Origin of the sequence: Arachidicoccus rhizosphaerae (assembly GCF_900107765.1) — a bacterium.
In the GTDB taxonomy this organism is placed as follows: domain Bacteria; phylum Bacteroidota; class Bacteroidia; order Chitinophagales; family Chitinophagaceae; genus Arachidicoccus; species Arachidicoccus rhizosphaerae.
Window position 1 is genome coordinate 188,962 of record NZ_FNQY01000005.1, and the last position, 17,145, is coordinate 206,106.

Annotated in this window: 15 protein-coding genes; 3 read left to right on the forward strand and 12 right to left on the reverse strand. The window is 39.6% G+C overall.

Annotated features, from left to right (window positions below; translation table 11 throughout):
• The first annotated feature begins 88 nt into the window (after positions 1 to 88).
• Positions 89 to 415 carry a tyrosine-type recombinase/integrase gene (locus tag BLU80_RS20060; protein WP_091395249.1) on the forward strand — a complete coding sequence of 109 codons (327 nt, stop codon included), beginning with the start codon at positions 89 to 91 and terminating at the stop codon, positions 413 to 415.
• Between the two features lie 377 nt (positions 416 to 792).
• On the opposite strand, the gene BLU80_RS06350 is transcribed toward BLU80_RS20060, so the two are convergent.
• From BLU80_RS06350 to BLU80_RS06375, 6 genes are all read right to left on the reverse strand, one after another.
• Entirely contained in the window at positions 793 to 963 is a 171-nt protein-coding gene (locus BLU80_RS06350) for a DUF4295 family protein (protein WP_091395252.1), read from the reverse strand.
• A gap of 43 nt (positions 964 to 1,006) precedes the next feature.
• Complete coding sequence (gene rpmG, locus BLU80_RS06355) at positions 1,007 to 1,189, reverse strand: 50S ribosomal protein L33 (RefSeq protein WP_091395254.1); 183 nt, start codon at positions 1,187 to 1,189, stop codon at positions 1,007 to 1,009.
• A 33-nt stretch (positions 1,190 to 1,222) separates the two neighbouring features.
• A complete protein-coding gene (gene rpmB / locus BLU80_RS06360) occupies positions 1,223 to 1,459 on the reverse strand; it encodes a 50S ribosomal protein L28 (protein WP_091395257.1) in 237 nt (78 codons plus the stop codon).
• Positions 1,460 to 1,685: 226 nt separating this feature from the next.
• A complete protein-coding gene (locus tag BLU80_RS06365; protein WP_091395260.1) occupies positions 1,686 to 2,195 on the reverse strand; it encodes a DUF3276 family protein in 510 nt (169 codons plus the stop codon).
• A gap of 126 nt (positions 2,196 to 2,321) precedes the next feature.
• Positions 2,322 to 3,647, reverse strand: coding sequence for a MutS-related protein (locus BLU80_RS06370; RefSeq protein ID WP_091395263.1), 1,326 nt, complete (start codon positions 3,645 to 3,647; stop codon positions 2,322 to 2,324).
• A 217-nt stretch (positions 3,648 to 3,864) separates the two neighbouring features.
• Entirely contained in the window at positions 3,865 to 5,247 is a 1,383-nt protein-coding gene (locus BLU80_RS06375) for a dihydroorotase (RefSeq protein WP_091395266.1), read from the reverse strand.
• A gap of 24 nt (positions 5,248 to 5,271) precedes the next feature.
• On the opposite strand from BLU80_RS06375, the gene BLU80_RS06380 reads away from it, so the two are divergent.
• Both BLU80_RS06380 and BLU80_RS06385 read left to right on the forward strand, forming a co-directional pair.
• The gene (locus BLU80_RS06380; protein ID WP_244518780.1) at positions 5,272 to 6,990 is read left to right on the forward strand and encodes a capsule assembly Wzi family protein; all 1,719 of its coding nucleotides are present in this window, start codon (positions 5,272 to 5,274) and stop codon (positions 6,988 to 6,990) included.
• A gap of 69 nt (positions 6,991 to 7,059) precedes the next feature.
• Positions 7,060 to 7,758 carry a YjjG family noncanonical pyrimidine nucleotidase gene (locus BLU80_RS06385; protein WP_091395269.1) on the forward strand — a complete coding sequence of 233 codons (699 nt, stop codon included), beginning with the start codon at positions 7,060 to 7,062 and terminating at the stop codon, positions 7,756 to 7,758.
• Between the two features lie 153 nt (positions 7,759 to 7,911).
• Here the strand turns inward: BLU80_RS06385 and BLU80_RS06390 are convergent, their stop codons facing one another.
• From BLU80_RS06390 to BLU80_RS06415, 6 genes are all read right to left on the reverse strand, one after another.
• Positions 7,912 to 9,021, reverse strand: coding sequence for a hypothetical protein (locus BLU80_RS06390; protein ID WP_139188096.1), 1,110 nt, complete (start codon positions 9,019 to 9,021; stop codon positions 7,912 to 7,914).
• 52 nt (positions 9,022 to 9,073) lie between these two features.
• Entirely contained in the window at positions 9,074 to 9,796 is a 723-nt protein-coding gene (locus BLU80_RS06395; protein WP_091395274.1) for a fasciclin domain-containing protein, read from the reverse strand.
• A gap of 40 nt (positions 9,797 to 9,836) precedes the next feature.
• Positions 9,837 to 11,420, reverse strand: a complete 1,584-nt coding sequence (locus BLU80_RS06400; RefSeq protein ID WP_170831166.1) for a RagB/SusD family nutrient uptake outer membrane protein — start codon at positions 11,418 to 11,420, stop codon at positions 9,837 to 9,839.
• Between the two features lie 31 nt (positions 11,421 to 11,451).
• Positions 11,452 to 14,616, reverse strand: coding sequence for a SusC/RagA family TonB-linked outer membrane protein (locus BLU80_RS06405; protein ID WP_170831167.1), 3,165 nt, complete (start codon positions 14,614 to 14,616; stop codon positions 11,452 to 11,454).
• 848 nt (positions 14,617 to 15,464) lie between these two features.
• Positions 15,465 to 16,685, reverse strand: a complete 1,221-nt coding sequence (locus tag BLU80_RS06410; RefSeq protein ID WP_091395284.1) for an FtsX-like permease family protein — start codon at positions 16,683 to 16,685, stop codon at positions 15,465 to 15,467.
• Positions 16,686 to 16,756: 71 nt separating this feature from the next.
• Positions 16,757 to 17,128, reverse strand: coding sequence for a ribosome-binding factor A (locus BLU80_RS06415; protein ID WP_091395287.1), 372 nt, complete (start codon positions 17,126 to 17,128; stop codon positions 16,757 to 16,759).
• Positions 17,129 to 17,145 lie beyond the last annotated feature (17 nt).

Here is a 17,145-nt window from a genome sequence, read left to right on the forward strand (position 1 = left end):
TTTATGACCTTCCTTACGAGCAGTTCAAACTTTCGAAGCTACCCAGTGAGAAAAAATCACCGGTCGTTCTTAATATATCAGAAGCTAGATCTCTACTTACTTTGGCAAGGGCGTTCTTAGCAGGCTAAAGACGCATCTTGATTACTGGAATCCCACAAAGTTTGTATTTGAGAGCTTACCAAGTTCCGGTAGTCCAATTTCCATTGCAAGTATTAATCATGTACTAAAAGAGTCAGTAAAGATTACTGGCATCACCAAAAGGATGTCGGCGCATAGTCTTCGCCATAGTTATGCAACGCCACTCGTTGAGAGTCATGTCCCTTTATCCAATTCCACTATAAATGACGAAAAACCAAGAAAGAACCATTGGTGTTTTAAGTCAGATATCCCATTGACAAGCTGCCAGATAAAATAATTAGAAATTTTGGAGAACGGATGGAAGGCAAATCTTAAAAAAGCTCATCTATTTTTAGTCTGTTTGCACATCCAGGATTAAATACCCGATTAGTTCCGATAAAATTGCAGGTTTTATGCAGAGGCAGGGGCATAAAAAACCGTATCGGACCTGCATGGTTAATGCCAGGTCCGATACGGTAAAATACATTATATGGACTTTATCCTTAGAGGCCTTAGACTTCACGATCCGGGAAAATTAAAATTCTCCCGAGGATTGTAAGTAAGTTTCTGTGCAGAAGTATTCTTAATGATACATAAGGTGTAATAAAAGTACTCCCTTACCTTTTCTGCATCAGCAAATTAATTTCGTCCCGCTGATCAAACAGCAGGAATAAATTATTTTGCTAAAAATTCCTTGATATTGTCTTTATGTACGATCGCTTCTTTAAAAGTGTAAGCGCCGGTTTTAGGGCTGCGTACAGTTTTAATCACTTTAGTCCAGTTTTTAGCGTCTGCTGCTGCTTTCTGGTCTTTAGTTTTAATCGCGGTTTTAGCTGCTTTTGCCATAATTCGTTATTTATAAGTTCCACCGGTTACTACCGGGGGAGGATTATTTAATTTCTTTGTGTACAGTTACTTTTTTCAAAATAGGATTATACTTTTTAAGCTCTAAACGCTCAGCAGTATTTTTCTTATTTTTCTGTGTAATGTAACGGCTGGTTCCTGGAAGACCACTAGCTTTGTGTTCTGTGCATTCCAAAATTACCTGAACCCTGTTTCCTTTCTTTGCCATTGCTATAATACTTTAATTGTTGTCGACTTTTGATTAGATTTTTACGCCATCTGCTCTTAATTGCTTAACGACTGTATCCAGACCATTTTTATTGATGGTACGGATTGCATCCGCAGATACTTTCAATGTAATCCAGCGGTCTTCCTCTGCATAAAAGAAACGTTTCGTTTGTAAATTTGGTAAGAAACGACGCTTGGATTTAATGTTAGAGTGTGAAACATTGTTTCCCACCATTGGTTTTTTTCCTGTAACCTGACATACTCTTGCCATAACTGTATTTTTTATCGGACGGCAAAGGTATAACAACCCGCCCGTAATTCCAAATTGTTTTTATTTTCCTTGATTCCCAGCACCCAACAAGAAGTGATATCTGGTTTAGGGCTGCAAAGGTAATAAAAAAGCAGTGTGATTACACTGCTTTTTTAAAAAATATTATGGCAATTGAACCTCAGTCAGATAGCCTCTATAATGTCCGAAACCTGCTTAAAAGGATGAATTAAGAAGATATTGCCCAACTTGGATTCACCTGTTCTCCCTCCTGATCTTCTGGGTAAATTCGTTCAGCCTCAAAATCAGCCACAGACTGCCCCTCAGCATCCTGATTATTCATCAGGTTCTCACCGGGTTTATTGTCTTCATCTCTATACTGAAAGTTTTCATTTTGATGATAATCCGTCTGACTTCTAGGTGCGCGAAGTTTGGGAGCTTCTCTTTCGTCTTCATGGTTATAATGGTCAAAATCGAAATCCGGCATCAGTTCTGTTTTTACATGCTGGATGGCCTGGGCCAACACATCTGTAAATTTGTTAAAATCTTCCTTATAAATAAAGATTTTCTGCCTTTCAAACCCCTCTGCGTTAAATTTTTTACGAGTTTCTGTGACAGTTACATAAAAATCATTCCCTCTGGTTTCACGCACATCGAAGAAATAGGTTCTCCTCTTTCCTGCCTTAAGTTTTCTGCTGTAAACGCTTCGTTGCTTCCGGTCGTTGTTATCGTAATCCAAAATTCAAATTTTTTGGTGAACTTTAAATGTTATATTATTTAACCTTTACAAATATAATATTGTTTTCATTTTAGCAAAAAATTTTGAATGTTTTTTTTGGGGTACGCTACTTAAATACCGTTTTTTTTAAAGATTATTCAATAATTCTGTCACTTTTTCTCGTTGCAGGATTAAATATCCCAAACGGTCATTACTGATTCCTTCTCTTAACTGGTAACTAAATATCAGATTATCATCAATTACTTCCGTTTCAAAATATCTAAACTGTATATTCTGATATTTACGCAGTGGCTCTCCTATTTCATATAAATGTGTTGAAAGGATAAATATTGAACTATCCACCTTACGCAGACCTTCCACTACCGTCGTTGAACATTTCATGGCATCCACAATATTCGTACCTTTAAATAGTTCATCAATGAGAATCAGCCATTTAGACCCTTCCTGTATTTTTTCAACAATTGTTTTTACCCTTTGAACTTCATTAAAAAAATAGCTCTCGCCGTTTAAGGTATTGTCTGTTACTTCAATATTGCTCAGCAGGCCGTCAAAGGTTGAGCACTTCATATAACTCGCGGGGACTCCCATTCCGAGGGCTGCTAAATATAACCCGATGCCCACAGCCCTGATAAAGGTACTTTTACCCGCCATATTCGCTCCCGTCAAAAAAAGGAAATTTTCCTTTTTTTCTAATGCTATATCATAGGCGACAGCAGTCTCCAATAAAGGATGATATAATCCTGTAGCCTGTAATAAGGGTTCCTGACTCTCAATTAATTCAGGAAAAGTCAGCTGATGTTCTCTAACCGCTCTTGCCATACTGGACCAGGCATCTATTTTTAAAAACGCCTCTTCCAGGTATTTCATGCCATTCTTTTCAGTGTACTGATACAGCTGATGACCATATTTTATAACTTCTATTCCAGTTAATTTCCCCCCTTTATCTACACGGGCGCCTATTTTACCAAGTTTTTGAAAGAAGTTGCTTTCCAATATCTCTCCTACCTTTTCCAACAGTTCCTTTAACTCGCCATCCGGACATTCAGGCGCATAAATCGTGTGCAGAATATTCATACCATGGACAAATTTTGCCAGATGTCCTATACTGTAACGTACCTGAACATAATCAGGCCTGCTCAGCCACCTGTATAAAACCGCATCAAATCCGGAAGGCGATGTGGGAATATTGGTTATGGGTGAATAATAATACTTATCCATTACCATCATCGTTCCATTAGAAATAATGGCGGGCATCACTTTATCCGTCATATGCCTCAGTAAACGCTGCCGGTCTTTAATGTCATCCAGCCGGCTCATAGGTTTGGTTATAAAATAACGCAGCCAATCCTTACCCCCAGAGGTAACGGTAAAATCCACATAATGTAAAATGGAGTGCTGTTCATAGCGGCTGATAACACCTAAATCATATAAGGTTTTGTCATCTACATGCATACCTGTTTAGTTTTTAATTTAAAGAGGGCTGCCTGCTTAAATAGCATACACAGCAATCCTCCTACCTTTATAAACTCAAGGGGTCTATAAATCTATTAACGACATAATAACCAATAAGATAACTTTAAAAACGTTCCAATCACAGATTAAAAAAACACCTAAAGCGTTTATTTAAATATACCTGTTGATTCCACCAATTTGTATAAGCAAGGCTGATTTAGCGGTTAAAAGAAAGCCTCTGCCCTTTAATAGATTCATCAAAGCCCTGATTTCCATAAACTAAATGCCCATTTACAAAAGTTTTTTCTATGGTTACTCCCATCGTTTCACCTTCAAAGGGGGACCAACCGCATTTACTATATAAGCTTTCTGGCGTAACAGAGGTCGGATTATCCATATTAACCAGTACTAAATCCGCAAAATAACCTTCTTTAATAAAGCCTCTGTCTTTTATCTGGAAACAGCGCGCCACTGCATGGCTCATTTTTTCCACCACCTTCTCTATGGTAATTTTACCTTCTTTTACATAACCTAACATGAGCGCAAGACTATGTTGGACGAGTGGCAAACCCGCATGGGAATTTTCATAGGTTGCTGTATCAGAAGGGACAAGTTTTCCTTTTTCATTGCGCAGATATCCTTTTTCACTCAGTAAATGAGGCGCATGATCGGTAGCAATTACATCCAGTCGATCATCCAAAAGTGCCTTCCAGAGCGCGTCCTTATTAAATCCTTCCTTAATGGCGGGATTACATTTAATCAGGTAACCTTTGGTGGCATAATCCTCCGCTGTAAAGATTAAATGATGAACACAAACCTCACAGGTAATACGTTTTTGTTCCAACGGCAACATATTAGAGAATAATTGTAACTCTTTTTCCGTAGTAATGTGCAGTATATGTAATCTGCTATTATGCTTCTGCGCAAATTGAATGGCCTTAAAGCTACTCTCAAAACAATTTTCCGCATTACGGATAACGGGATGGTCCGCCGGTTCCAGAATACCTTTTTCAGCCTTGAGTTTCTCGTAATTAGCCCTGATGATACTTTCTTCCTCACAGTGCGTAGCAATTAAAACCTCACTGGTAGCAAAGACGTTGTCCAGTACAATAGGGTCGTTCACTAGGAGATTCCCTGTTGAGGAGCCCATAAATATTTTTAAACCGCAAATTTCATTTTTACGCTCATTGAGCTTCTTAATTTCCTCCAGGTTATCGTTTGATGTCCCCAGATAAAAAGAATAATTAGCGAGTGAGACTTCGCGGGCCCGGTCATATTTTTTTTCTAGTAATTCGAGGGTAAAAGCGGGTGGCACGGTATTTGGCATTTCCATAAAACTGGTAACGCCTCCAGCCACTGCGGCCCTGGCTTCTGTGTAGATTTCAGCTTTATGTGTAAGACCCGGTTCCCGGAAATGAACCTGGTCGTCAATAACCCCAGGCAGGAGATACAAACCAGTTGCATCAATCTCTTGAACTTTAAAATTAACCTGCAAGGATGGAGCGATTTTTTCAATTCGTTGATTACGAATGAGTACATCACTGATAAATGTCTTACCTTCGCTTACAATTTGGGCGTTTTTTATTAAATAGTCACTCATTTATATATAGTATAAAAATTTTGTATGAAAATTAGGTACGCACTTCTGCTGGGAACCTGTCTGGCTTTTACCGCGCTTAAAGTTAAGGCGCAAACCGATAACATTGAGCTTAGCGACAAACAAAATCTGTTAATCAAGCGTCTGGACATTAAATTAAGAGGTGATTCCGTGATGCGCTTTACGACTGTGAAGCCTTTTGACCGCAAAAGAATCACGGAGAGAATGGAAAGGATTGATTCTCTCGATAAAATAGGCGCTCTGGGCGAAACCCTTACCGATATAGACAGATATAACCTAAGAAGCCTTTTAATGAATAACTCAGACTGGACACGTAACTATACGGACTCCTTTGGGGTAAAAAAACCTATTTTCAATACCTTTTTCAAAACACCGGCTCATTTATACGAAGTCGCCAAGCCTGAATACAGTATCATTGTGGATCCGCTACTGAATCTTCAGTTTGGTCATTCCAGCGACGGAACCAGCACTTATGTTAACCAAAGAGGAATCCGTGTACGTGGGCAGGTTGACCAAAGACTGGGTTATTACCTGTTCTTCTCTGAAAACCAGGAAAGAGATCCGCTGTATGTCCGCCAGTACACAGATGCTCATTATTCACTCCCCGGCAAAGGTTATTACAAGCATTATGGCAAAAACGGCTATGATTATTTTGATGTCCGTGGTGGCGTCACCTTTCATGCGGGTAAAAACATTGATTTTCAATTAGGATACGACCGTTTCTTTATTGGTGACGGCTACCGCAGTCTATTCTTAAGTGATAATTCCGCTCCGTTTTACTTCTTAAAATTTGGCGTACAGGCTGGCAATATAAAATATACTGCCGTCGGCGCGCAGACCATTGCCTCCTTTATTCCTAATTCCGACTCTACCCGTCCCAGAAACTATATGATGTTTCATTATCTGACCTGGCAGGCCACCGATTGGCTGAAAATAGGTCTTTATGAAAACACCATGTACAACTCCAAAATCAATGGCGGGCTGCAGGTCAGCTATCTGAATCCGGCCATCTTCAACCGTTCCATGTCACAGAATACCGGTAATAGTGCTAAATCCAGCATCGGCCTGGACTTCAAAGCCAATTTTGCCAAGTATTTTGAAGTATACGGACAGTGGCTGATCAATGAATTCCATATCGATAAGGCCTTTAAATTCGGAGATGGTAACTGGGTCAACAAATTCGGTTACCAGTTAGGAGCCAAATACGTAGATGCCTTTACCCTCAAAAACCTGGATTTACAGGTGGAAGGCAACCTGGTTCGTCCATTTACCTATATGGATAAATGGGCCCAGAACAACTTCCTCCACTATAATCAACCGCTGGCACACCCGCTAGGCGCCAATTTCAAGGAATTGATAGGTATTGCTAATTATCAGCCTATTCCCAGGTTGAACATCGAAATCATGGGGACACTTTATACAAAAGGTTTGGATACCGCGGCAGCCTATGTAACCTCTATTGATCAGCCCAATAACGGCGGTGACCTTTTCAGGAACTATAAAGACAACCGTTTGAGTGACAATGGTTATTCTACCGGAGGCGGGGTTAAATTAAATGGCCTGCTAGGATCACTTACCGCCTCTTATGAAATCCTGCAGAACTTGTATTTTGACGCAAATTTCACCTATCGCCGTCATGATATAGAAACCATTCCAAAAGATCACGTAAAAATGTTCATGTTTGGTCTGAGATGGAACATGTCCAGGAGAACTTTTAACTTTTAAAGCTAATTTTTTAAATATTTAAAGGTGCGCAGTTTTTCTGCGCGCCTTTTTCGTTTTAAATTTGTCCTCATGAAGACCTACCAGCATCTATTTTTTGATTTGGATCATACTATATGGGATTTTGAGGCCAATGCAAAGGATGCCCTCAAGGAAAGCTATTTGCATCATGAGCTGGCTCTTAGAGGCATTGAACCATTTGAAAGCTTTTATGAAAAGTATACCTATCACAATAAAAAGCTGTGGGACCGTTACACCAAAGGGCTGATTATACAAAGAGAGCTTAAATGGAAAAGGATGTTTCTTACATTGCTTGACTTTAAAATCGGCGATGAGCCGCTGGCCAGAAGCTTAAGTCAGGACTTTTTAGACCGGTTACCCATCCGCACTAAGGTCTTCCCCTATACCTTTGAAATTCTGGACTATCTTAAAAAGAAAAAGTACAATCTTCACCTGATAACCAATGGGTTTAACCGTATACAGGAGCAAAAACTGGTCAATGCCGGACTCCAGGACTATTTTGAAATCATGATTACTTCGGAGCAAAGTGGTTGCCTTAAACCCAATGCGGGCATTTTCGAATATGCAATGGATGTTACAGGGGCAACACCAAAAAACAGTATTATGATTGGCGATAACCTAATTGCTGACATACAGGGTGCGGCCAATTTTGGGATGGACAGTGTTTTCACCAACCACATTGAGGATGACACTAAACACCTGGCCACTTATGAAATCCGTCATTTAAAAGAATTGGAAGATATATTCTAAAATCTCCTCTTCAGTGTCCCTCAAAAAAACGGTGCCCCTGTCACAAAAGAAAAAACCACTGGTAAAATATCGCTTTTTAATCTGGATATTTTACTAGTGGTTTTTTAATGGGAGTATTAAAAGAAATCCTTTTAGATCTCCAACCGGAAGCGACTAGCGATGGGTAGCATTTAGTAATTGAATGCTATATATATAGGTTCCCGGCACCTGTATCCTTAAGGGGATGCGCAGGGAGTAATCATACAGACCGTCTTTAAACTCTCCTAAGTAATGACTATCTGTCTTTCCCTGATAAAACACACCGGATACATTAGAGCTCCAGGTAGAAGTACTATCCATATGCACATATTTAGTAGGTAAAATATAGTACATATTATATCCATTCCCTAAAGAACTAATCGGGAAGGGAGTTATCGGATATTTCAGGAACATGGCAGTGTCTAATGCCTGGTAAGTGTCGGGAGCATAATCCTGCAGATTCTGTAAATATGGAGGATTTGGATTTAATCCGGAATTAGGCCTTTTGGCGATCTCACCATTTTTAGGAGAAAAGGGCACTCCGTTTCTATCGGTTACTTTTACAATCATGACATTTCCCGTATCAGATACCTTGGTTACACTATACCTGACAAAAGGATTATAATTCCCGTTAAAAAATACACTGGTAACGCCATCCTTTGTGGAAGCGCCTGTTGGGGTATTCGCATTCAGCCTGGACAGACTAAACGATCCTACTCCGTCATCATCGACCGTCTGAACCGGTGAAGCTGTTATGATTTTAATGGTAATCGCCTTGGGGAGCTCAATGGTACCGGCAGAGTTGGTCACTTCCAGATCCAGCGTATATGATCCTAAGGGGACATATTGAGTGGCTTTATTAGTCGTAATCACGCCACTGGTTTCGTTCACAGTAAAGGGAGTAAGGCTGTCAGATGTAATTTTAGCTCTGACCAATGCATAAGTCGTATCCGTTTTAGAATCATAGGAAGCACTCCACACATCCACCAGGTACTTCTTAGAAAAAATCGCGTCTACATTCTCTCCTGTCGAATCATAGATGTGTGTCCAGCGCACTTTCAATGGCAAATTGGAACCATCGGCTACCAGTGAATTAGACGCAGCATATTGCCCTTGCGGAACTTCAAACAATTTAGTGGAATATTGCATGGTAGGACTTAAATACCCATCTGCGATCTTCGTACAACTGACCACCCACAGTATTGCAGCTATACTCATTAACCCTATATAAATTCTTTTATGCATAATATGAAAATTAACTATTAAGTATTATTGAATCAATCCCCGCTTTTTGTTTTTAATCTTCCACTTTGGTGCCATAGAAAAATAAGGTGGACCCGGGAGATAAAACATGCACCACTCCGTTTTGTGTATTCATAAAAGAAGTGGTGACCAGGGTATGAACACCGGTTTTTGCGGGAATATCGGCCGCTGTACTATCCTGATCATCTAACTGATAGGGCTTCCAGAGATGGGTATAATAAACCAGCCTGGGCGGAGTGGATACCAGGTCGGAATATCCCATATTTTCATCATAGGTATATTCATAGGATACAATGGCAGAATCACCGCTCAGCCCCGTTTTATAAAAAGATCCGGTGGAGCTCAATTTGGCATCAACATTTAATACACTGGGGATGATATACATTTTTAAAGAATCCGCAATCCCGTCTATATTCTTTTCCAGATGATATTTTAGGGAATCCAGGGTAAACTTGGCATACTGATCAACTGTTGCCTGAATATCAATGGTCCTTTCATTCAGATAATTATATACAGAAGCGTCACTAGGTGCAAAGAAGGTGGATTGAGCTTTATTGATTTCGTCCTTAAGACCAGCGGCATCAATCACCTGCACTAGCGTATCAAACTGGGACATTGAGCTTAATGCATCATAAGTACTTAATGAACTATACTTATTAATATCCTCTATCTTACCGCCTGTGATATATTTTTTCTGACATCCCAAAATGGAAAGGGACGCAGTTATCAGCAAAATGGCTATTTTATAATTTTTCATAGAATATTTCTTTGTAGTCAATTTTTAGAAATTAAACTTGTTATCTGCCTGCATTATTCTGCCAATAAGGATTCTGAACCAACTGATTATCATAAGGGAATAAGGTTTCCATATCAATTGGCCAGTAATAACCTTTATTGGTGGCACTTACCCTGGTGGATGGATACCCGATTTTCTGCAACCAGCCTTGGGTATAATTTGTTCTGATTAAATCATAGTACCACTCTCCTTCCCCAATAAATTCACGACCACGTTCCTTGATAATTTCATCTATCATATTATCCTTGGACGTTATCGATGCATAATTATTAATTCCTGCTCTGTCTTCCGTCATTTTCAGATCAGCTGCAGCTCCGCTCAGATCCCCTTTATAGGCAAGCGCTTCAGCATCCAATAAATACATATCAGATAATCTTAACAGCACTAAATTATTATTGATATAAGGATATTCCTTGGTATCCGGAGACTGGAAAGCAAAATTGGTATATTTTAAAAGCATATACCCCGCAGGATCTCCGCCTGAGGCCTGTTGATAGGATAAAATACTTTTAGCTCTCAGATCTTTAGAAGTATCAAACAGTTCCTGATCAATCAATCCTTCCGCAGGAGCTATCCAGCAGCTGGATCTTTGTTCGCTGACAATGGAACCTTTCAAAAAGAGCCCGAACATATTAAAGTTGGCTTCAGCATAGTCACCACCACCTTTAAAATTAGGATCTTTATCATTGTAGGTCATGGAGATCTCAAATATACTTTCATTAGATTTCTGCCCCTGCCAGATATTGGTATAGGTGGCCATTGGCTCCAAAGAATATCCTCCTTCAGTGATGACCTTCTGGCAATAATAATGCGTACTGTCATAATCATGCTTCCAGGCAAAAATATGCGCCATCAGCGCCTCTGCACTCCCCTTATTCGGAGATAAGCTTTCAGAAGCATCACCTCCGGCATAATCCAGACTGGCCTCTGCAGTGTGCAGATCCTTTAAACAGCTGTCCAGCACATCCTTTTCAGGACTACGTGGCAATGCCTCAATATGTCCATAATCAGCGTCATTATATGTTCTGGCAACATAAACCGGATCTCCCCATACGCGGGTCATATAAAAATAAGTGTAAGCCCTGATAAATAAAGCTCTGGCTATATACTGACTCCGTACTTTTTCGCTGGAGAAAAGACTTGCATCCATCGATTGGACATTCTCAGAAATCAAATTAGCCAAGGCAATAACTTTATAAAATCTGGACCAGTCCAGTAAATTTCCCCAGTAAGGAACATAGGAAAAGTTCCACGGAATGGAGCCATCAGGCGTCAGGCCATATTGCAAAAAGGTGTCTCCGCTCGCATATCTGAACAAATTACTGACCAGATCGCCGTATACAAAAAAACATGGTTCATTCTGATCAACACCGCTTCCCGAAGATACCCTTAACGAGGCCCTCAGCTGTGTCATCATCGCAGCCTCTGCCTGTGAAACAGCAGTCTGGGAGGTCCAGAATTCACTACCGTAGGTGGAACTTATGGGTGCATTATTGATCTGTTTATTACAGGATATATTCATGGATACCCCAATAACAATAAACAGATATAAGATAATTTTTTTAGAAGATGAATAATTTTTCATGATTTCTATTTTAATCATTGATAAAAGGGTATTAGAATTCTATATTAAGACCAACCGTGAATGTTTTTGCCTGCGGGTATAATCCACCGGTATAAATCCCCAACTGATCTACCGCCTCAGGATCAGGCATCGTGTTTTTCTTATTTTTCAGTATTAATACATTATACATCATTGCATAAGCATTAATATGATTCACTTTCAGGCGCTCCGTGAATTTCTGTGGTAACAGGTAATTCAGCACCACCTGTTTGATTTTAAAATAGCTCCCATCGACATTAAACATGTCAGAGAAAGGAAAAAACTGATAGAAATAAGCGTTATATGGGCTGATGGAGGGGAAAGAAGCTTTATAATTGGGATCTTCCGCTTTTGCAGGGGTCCAGTAATTCACTTCACTTAGATCAGGCAACCTGTTCTTTGCAAAGTTTTTAAGATTTCCACCCATTGCGTCCATCTGCTGTTGCCAGAAAGTATTCACCACAGTTCTTTTAAAGGTAAATACGCTGGCAATGGTCAAGGTAAAATTCTTATAGGTAAAATCGTTGGTGAATCCGCCGAAGAATTTAGGATTTGGATCTCCTGTCGGTACTCTATCACCGTATTGATCCCCATTGTCTTCTCCGGTCCACACATCCCCGTCTCCATTGGCGTCCCGCCATTTAGGATAGCCTACTTGTACAGGATAATACCCTTTAAAATAAGTAATAACATTACCTGTCAGTGGATTATATGGAATCTCATCCTGATGATTATATACACCCTGATAATCCATCTGATACATTTCATAAATAGGCTGACCTACTGCGTAGATTCTTGAAACGCCAGATGCGTAATCATCGATAACAAAGGTTCTGTTGTTGTTGGGCAATTTGGCGATCCGGTTTTTCTGGAAAGTCAGTACTAACTGGCTGTTCCACTGTAATTCACTGGAAGGCGCGAGGTTATGCGTATTGATAGTAATATCCACTCCTCTGTTATCCACCCATAAATCGCTGGCATTTATATTAATGGATTCAAATCCTGTATAAAAGGGCAAATTGAAGGTAAAGAACTGATTCTTATCCAATTTGTCATAAAAATCTGTATTAATCTGAACCCTGTTTTTAAACAAATACAAATCAAAGCCCAGGTCTTTTTGCTCGGATTTAGCCCAGGTCAAATCGCTTTTGGTAAGTCCATTGGTATAACTTGGCTGAATAGCCGTAGTACCATTATACGTCCCACTGATCTGATATTGATTATATGGCGCATAAAAATCACTGGCATTCTTACCGGCAATACCCCAGCTGAATCTGAATTTCAAAAAGTCAATCACACCTTTGGCTCCTTTCATGAAATTCTCATCAGATACAATCCACGCGGCACCCGCTGCGGGAAAATATCCCCATTTATTATTCTTTCCAAATCTGGAAGACGCGTCACCTCTGTAAGAACCGTATAACAGATATTTTCCGTTATAGTTATATTGCAGCTGGCTGACCAAAGACAATAATGCATCCTTATTATAATAAGAATAGCCAGACAGGTCAGATTGCGGAATCCCGGTAACAGTCTGAATATCATTAGTAGGCGTATTATATCCGGAAACTGAATTTCCGCTACTGATAATCGTATTATACTGTTGAGATAGGGTCAGATTAAACTGATGCTTATTCCCTTTTGCGGTTTTAAAATCTTTATCAAGATTAAGACTATTGGTAAACAGGTAGGTCGCATAGGTTCCTCTTGAAGATTCCGCATAAGATTGTTGTGTCGCGTCCGAACCGGTTTCAGCCGCTACCGCATCAATATTGGAAGGCATAAAATAATCTTTTGACTGAACATAGGAGTTAGCCCCTCCTTGTAATGTATAACGGATTCCTTTGGCTATATCATAATTTAAAGTCATGGATGCCGTATAATTGTCATTACCGTTTAAATTTCTGAGTTTAGTAGACTCTCCCAAATAACTGTTTTGATCAAATTCATTGATATAGTAGAATGAGGTAGGTTGGGAAGAACCGCTAAAGGGCGTATTGTCATCAGAATTCTGGTATTTTCTACCTGCCTGTCTCGCCTCCTTTACTAATCCAACTACTAACTGGCTATTAAGCTTAGGGCTGATTTTAAAATTAAAATTACCCCTGACTGAATAGCGCTGATACCCCGTATTGCGGATAATCCCCTCTGTATTATAATACCCCAGTGAGATTCTGTAATTTACATTTTCGGCAGCCTGACTCATTGTTGCATCCACATTGTATACATTGGAAGACGTATAGAACATTTTCTGCCAGTCCGTTGCATTATTAAATGAAGGATTGAGACTATCTGTTAATAACTGCGGCAGACTCTTCAGCTGATCATCCGTAGCATATTCTTTAAGAATGTCAATCTTAGCCGTCCTTTCTGCAGATCCCGTAAGTGTCGGAATCAATTGCGGCTTACTGTTTCTTCCGTAATAAGCATTCACCCCAAAGACCGGCGTTTTAGAAGTAGCCTTTCTGGTCGTGATATAAATGACCCCATTCGCGCCTCTTGAACCCCAGGCAGCAGTGGCAGCTGCATCCTTTTGAACAACAACAGATTCTATATCGTTTATATTCAGACCTGCCAGAAAGTTCGTTCCTGTAGCGCCCGCATTATTAGAAATATCTGCTGGATCGATTGGTATTCCATCAATTACATATAGTGGACCGCTCATAGCCTGCGCCTGCTGTACATTCGGATCATCTCCAATATCCGTTCTGACCGTAGAATTCCCTCTTACAACGACCGTTGGAGCCACACCCGGCTCCCCGCTGGAAACCTGAACATTCATGCCCGCAATTTTACCTTGCAGTAACTGGTCCACACTGGTCACTGGACGGTTATTAATATCTTTACCAACAATCCCGGAAACAGCAGAAACTGTATTTCTTATGGATTGTTGCTGCATACCGATGACGACGACATCGGACAAATCATTATCACTGCTTGATGTCATCATACATTGAATGGAATCCTGTCCGTTCAATTTTAAATTAAGGGTTACATAGCCCACATGACTTACAGATATTTCAGATTGCAGGCTGGAAACCTGTAGTCTAAAACGCCCGCTTAAATCTGATACCGTACCTCTTTTTCCAGCCTTAATCGTGGCTTCGGAAATAGGTACTCCTGCCGTATCAGTAACTTGTCCATTTATTACAACCGGACTTTGAGCGGCTAAAGTCATACACAAGCATGAAAAGAAACAAAGAAAGAGTGTCTTCATAAATCTTGGATGTTAGGAATTAATTGTCTAAATACCCAACAATATTATTATAAAAATTGATCAAACCTTAACGCAATCGTTTGAGTGATTTTTTATTTTAAAAATTTTCAAGGACCAAATCAAACGCTTTATTTGTCATACTAACAATTATAAATTGTGAATTATTTTCACCGTTATATTATGTCTGAAAATATGCATGCCAGATTTCATATATATTAATATCAATTATACAATTAACGTCATTTTTGTTATTACCATTAACATAACAGAATTTAAATCCTGATGAACTACTTCTTTTTGATGATGAATTATATTTTAATACCGCCAATATTTGGCAGAGCAAATTTTATTTAAAGAAAACTTTAACGAGGAATCGTAATCATTGTTTAAACAAAAAATGATTTATTAAATTAATATATACAAGAATCCCGACCCTAAAAAACTTCCGAAAAAAGCAATAAAAGTTAATCCTGAAATTAAAAAATCATGATTTTTTTCAATTTTGTTTCCTGTTAGCATATTGTTATGCTGGCTATATTTTTCCGTCAAATTTCTAAATGGTTTTCACATTGAGCAATGGTGGCAAAGCGGACTTCTGTAAATCCTTAACACCGATAGATTTGCTGCTATATAAACTGAGTGAATGTAAGCATCGGTAAACCAGGCTGACGCCTACCGAAATCGACTGGCAATTATAAATGCTTGTAATTGATTAATTATCAAGATAGATTTGAGAAAAACAGCATCCTGAGCGTGGGTAAGAAGAAAAATTGTAATGGCAAGATGATGATACTTTAATAAAATAATGCCTAGCTTTTAAGCGAAAAGTGCTTCGTTGCCGCTTTTCTGGCCGGCACCCAGGCAGCTAACAAGGCCACCAAAAAGACCGTAAGTCCTACTAACAAAAAGTCTAACACATGCATTTTTACAGGATAATAGTCAACGACAAAGGACCCTCCCTCCAATTTCAGCAGATGAAATTTTTGTTGAAGCAGACAGACAATGAAAGCGATAAACATACCCATCAGGCCGCCGAGTCCGGCTAAAAGAAACCCTTCTGTCAGAAATATGCGCTGAATTACCTTTTTACTTGCCCCCAGTGCTTTTAAAATAGCAATATCTTTTCTTTTTTCCAGCACCAGCATGGTCAGCGCTCCGACCATATTGAAAGCGGCAATAATTAATATGATTGATAAAATGATATAAATAATCCATTTTTCCATTTGCATAACGGTAAACAGACTCTGATTTTGTTCAAAACGGGTCTCCACCACATATTTATTACCTAATTGCCTCTGAATCTTCTTTTTAACGCTATATAAATCCGTTTCAGCTTTGATCGCAATGGCTACTTCTGTATAATAATCCTTGGGTAATTCCACCATATACCGCAGAAAATTCAGGTTGGTAAAGGCATATTTATTATCAAAGCCTTCCTGAATGCGGAAAATACCCACCTCCTTAATTTCATAGGAGTTCATAGCAGATTGCAAATCCGTGCGAAGTGAGCTATTGCGATTGGGTAAATATACGACCAAAGGTACCGTAGAATTAGCGTCTGCGCCAATACTGCTGGCAATGCCCCCTCCCAATACCAACAGCGGGGCCCGTTCCACCCCAAGGCCATAATGGCCATTTTGTTCAATATGCCTGGACAGATGTACGACATGATCATAATTGCTATCAACACCTTTTAGAACAGCAATTGACTGGTATTCGCCATTGGTCAGCAGCGCCTTCTCTCCAATGACCAGACTCAGGTCTTTTATTTCATGAATCTGATGAAGTTTGGCAATCTGTCCGGAATCCAGGGTCATATACTTACCCGTTCTGGCCATGACCCTGAGATCAGGGTAAAAATCGCCATACATTGATTTTACCAGACTCTGAAATCCGTTAAATACACTCAGTACCATAATCAAAGCGGCCGCCCCTACTGCGATAGCAATCACACTAATCCAACTAATGATATTGATAGCATTGGTGGATTTTTTTGATTTAAAATATCGCCAGGCGAAAAGAAAATTCATGTGCTTGAAAAGGTTACTTGGGCTGTTTTAGCCTATCGCTTAAAAAAGCCGGTGTGCCCAAAATATTATTTTTAATCGTTATCTTTATCTGAATTCTGATTAATCTTGGCTAAAAGTTCTTCGATATGGAAAACATGATCCAGCGTATCATCCAAAAAGTAATGAATGACCGGGATACGTCTTAAGGTCTTACCCAGTGCCTGACTTAGCAATTTCTTGATTTCCCAGGCCTTTTGCTCAATACGCAATATAGCAGCCTGAGTATCAGCAACCTGGAAAAAACTTAAATAAATTCTTGCTTCCAATAAATCGGGCGTTACCTTAACATCTGCAATGGAAACCATTCCGCCATGGGTCATACTCAGGTCCAGATGCCTGAAAATGGCACTCATTTCTTCTTTGATGACACTGGCCACTTGTTTTTGCCTTTTTCCTTCTTGCATAATCTTTACACGTTTAT

Excerpts from the sequence above, each read along its gene's own strand:
- BLU80_RS06380 (WP_244518780.1), top strand. The coding sequence starts at position 5,272 with ATGAAAATTAGGTACGCACTTCTGCTGGGAACCTGTCTGGCTTTTACC.
- BLU80_RS06370 (WP_091395263.1), bottom strand. The coding sequence starts at position 3,647 with ATGCATGTAGATGACAAAACCTTATATGATTTAGGTGTTATCAGCCGC.
- BLU80_RS06375 (WP_091395266.1), bottom strand. The coding sequence starts at position 5,247 with ATGAGTGACTATTTAATAAAAAACGCCCAAATTGTAAGCGAAGGTAAG.
- BLU80_RS06400 (WP_170831166.1), bottom strand. The coding sequence starts at position 11,420 with ATGAAAAATTATTCATCTTCTAAAAAAATTATCTTATATCTGTTTATT.
- BLU80_RS06405 (WP_170831167.1), bottom strand. The coding sequence starts at position 14,616 with ATGACTTTAGCCGCTCAAAGTCCGGTTGTAATAAATGGACAAGTTACT.
- BLU80_RS06390 (WP_139188096.1), bottom strand. The coding sequence starts at position 9,021 with ATGCATAAAAGAATTTATATAGGGTTAATGAGTATAGCTGCAATACTG.
- rpmG (WP_091395254.1), bottom strand. The coding sequence starts at position 1,189 with ATGGCAAAGAAAGGAAACAGGGTTCAGGTAATTTTGGAATGCACAGAA.
- BLU80_RS06395 (WP_091395274.1), bottom strand. The coding sequence starts at position 9,796 with ATGAAAAATTATAAAATAGCCATTTTGCTGATAACTGCGTCCCTTTCC.
- BLU80_RS06350 (WP_091395252.1), bottom strand. The coding sequence starts at position 963 with ATGGCAAAAGCAGCTAAAACCGCGATTAAAACTAAAGACCAGAAAGCA.
- BLU80_RS06415 (WP_091395287.1), bottom strand. The coding sequence starts at position 17,128 with ATGCAAGAAGGAAAAAGGCAAAAACAAGTGGCCAGTGTCATCAAAGAA.
- BLU80_RS06385 (WP_091395269.1), top strand. The coding sequence starts at position 7,060 with ATGAAGACCTACCAGCATCTATTTTTTGATTTGGATCATACTATATGG.
- BLU80_RS06410 (WP_091395284.1), bottom strand. The coding sequence starts at position 16,685 with ATGAATTTTCTTTTCGCCTGGCGATATTTTAAATCAAAAAAATCCACC.
- rpmB (WP_091395257.1), bottom strand. The coding sequence starts at position 1,459 with ATGGCAAGAGTATGTCAGGTTACAGGAAAAAAACCAATGGTGGGAAAC.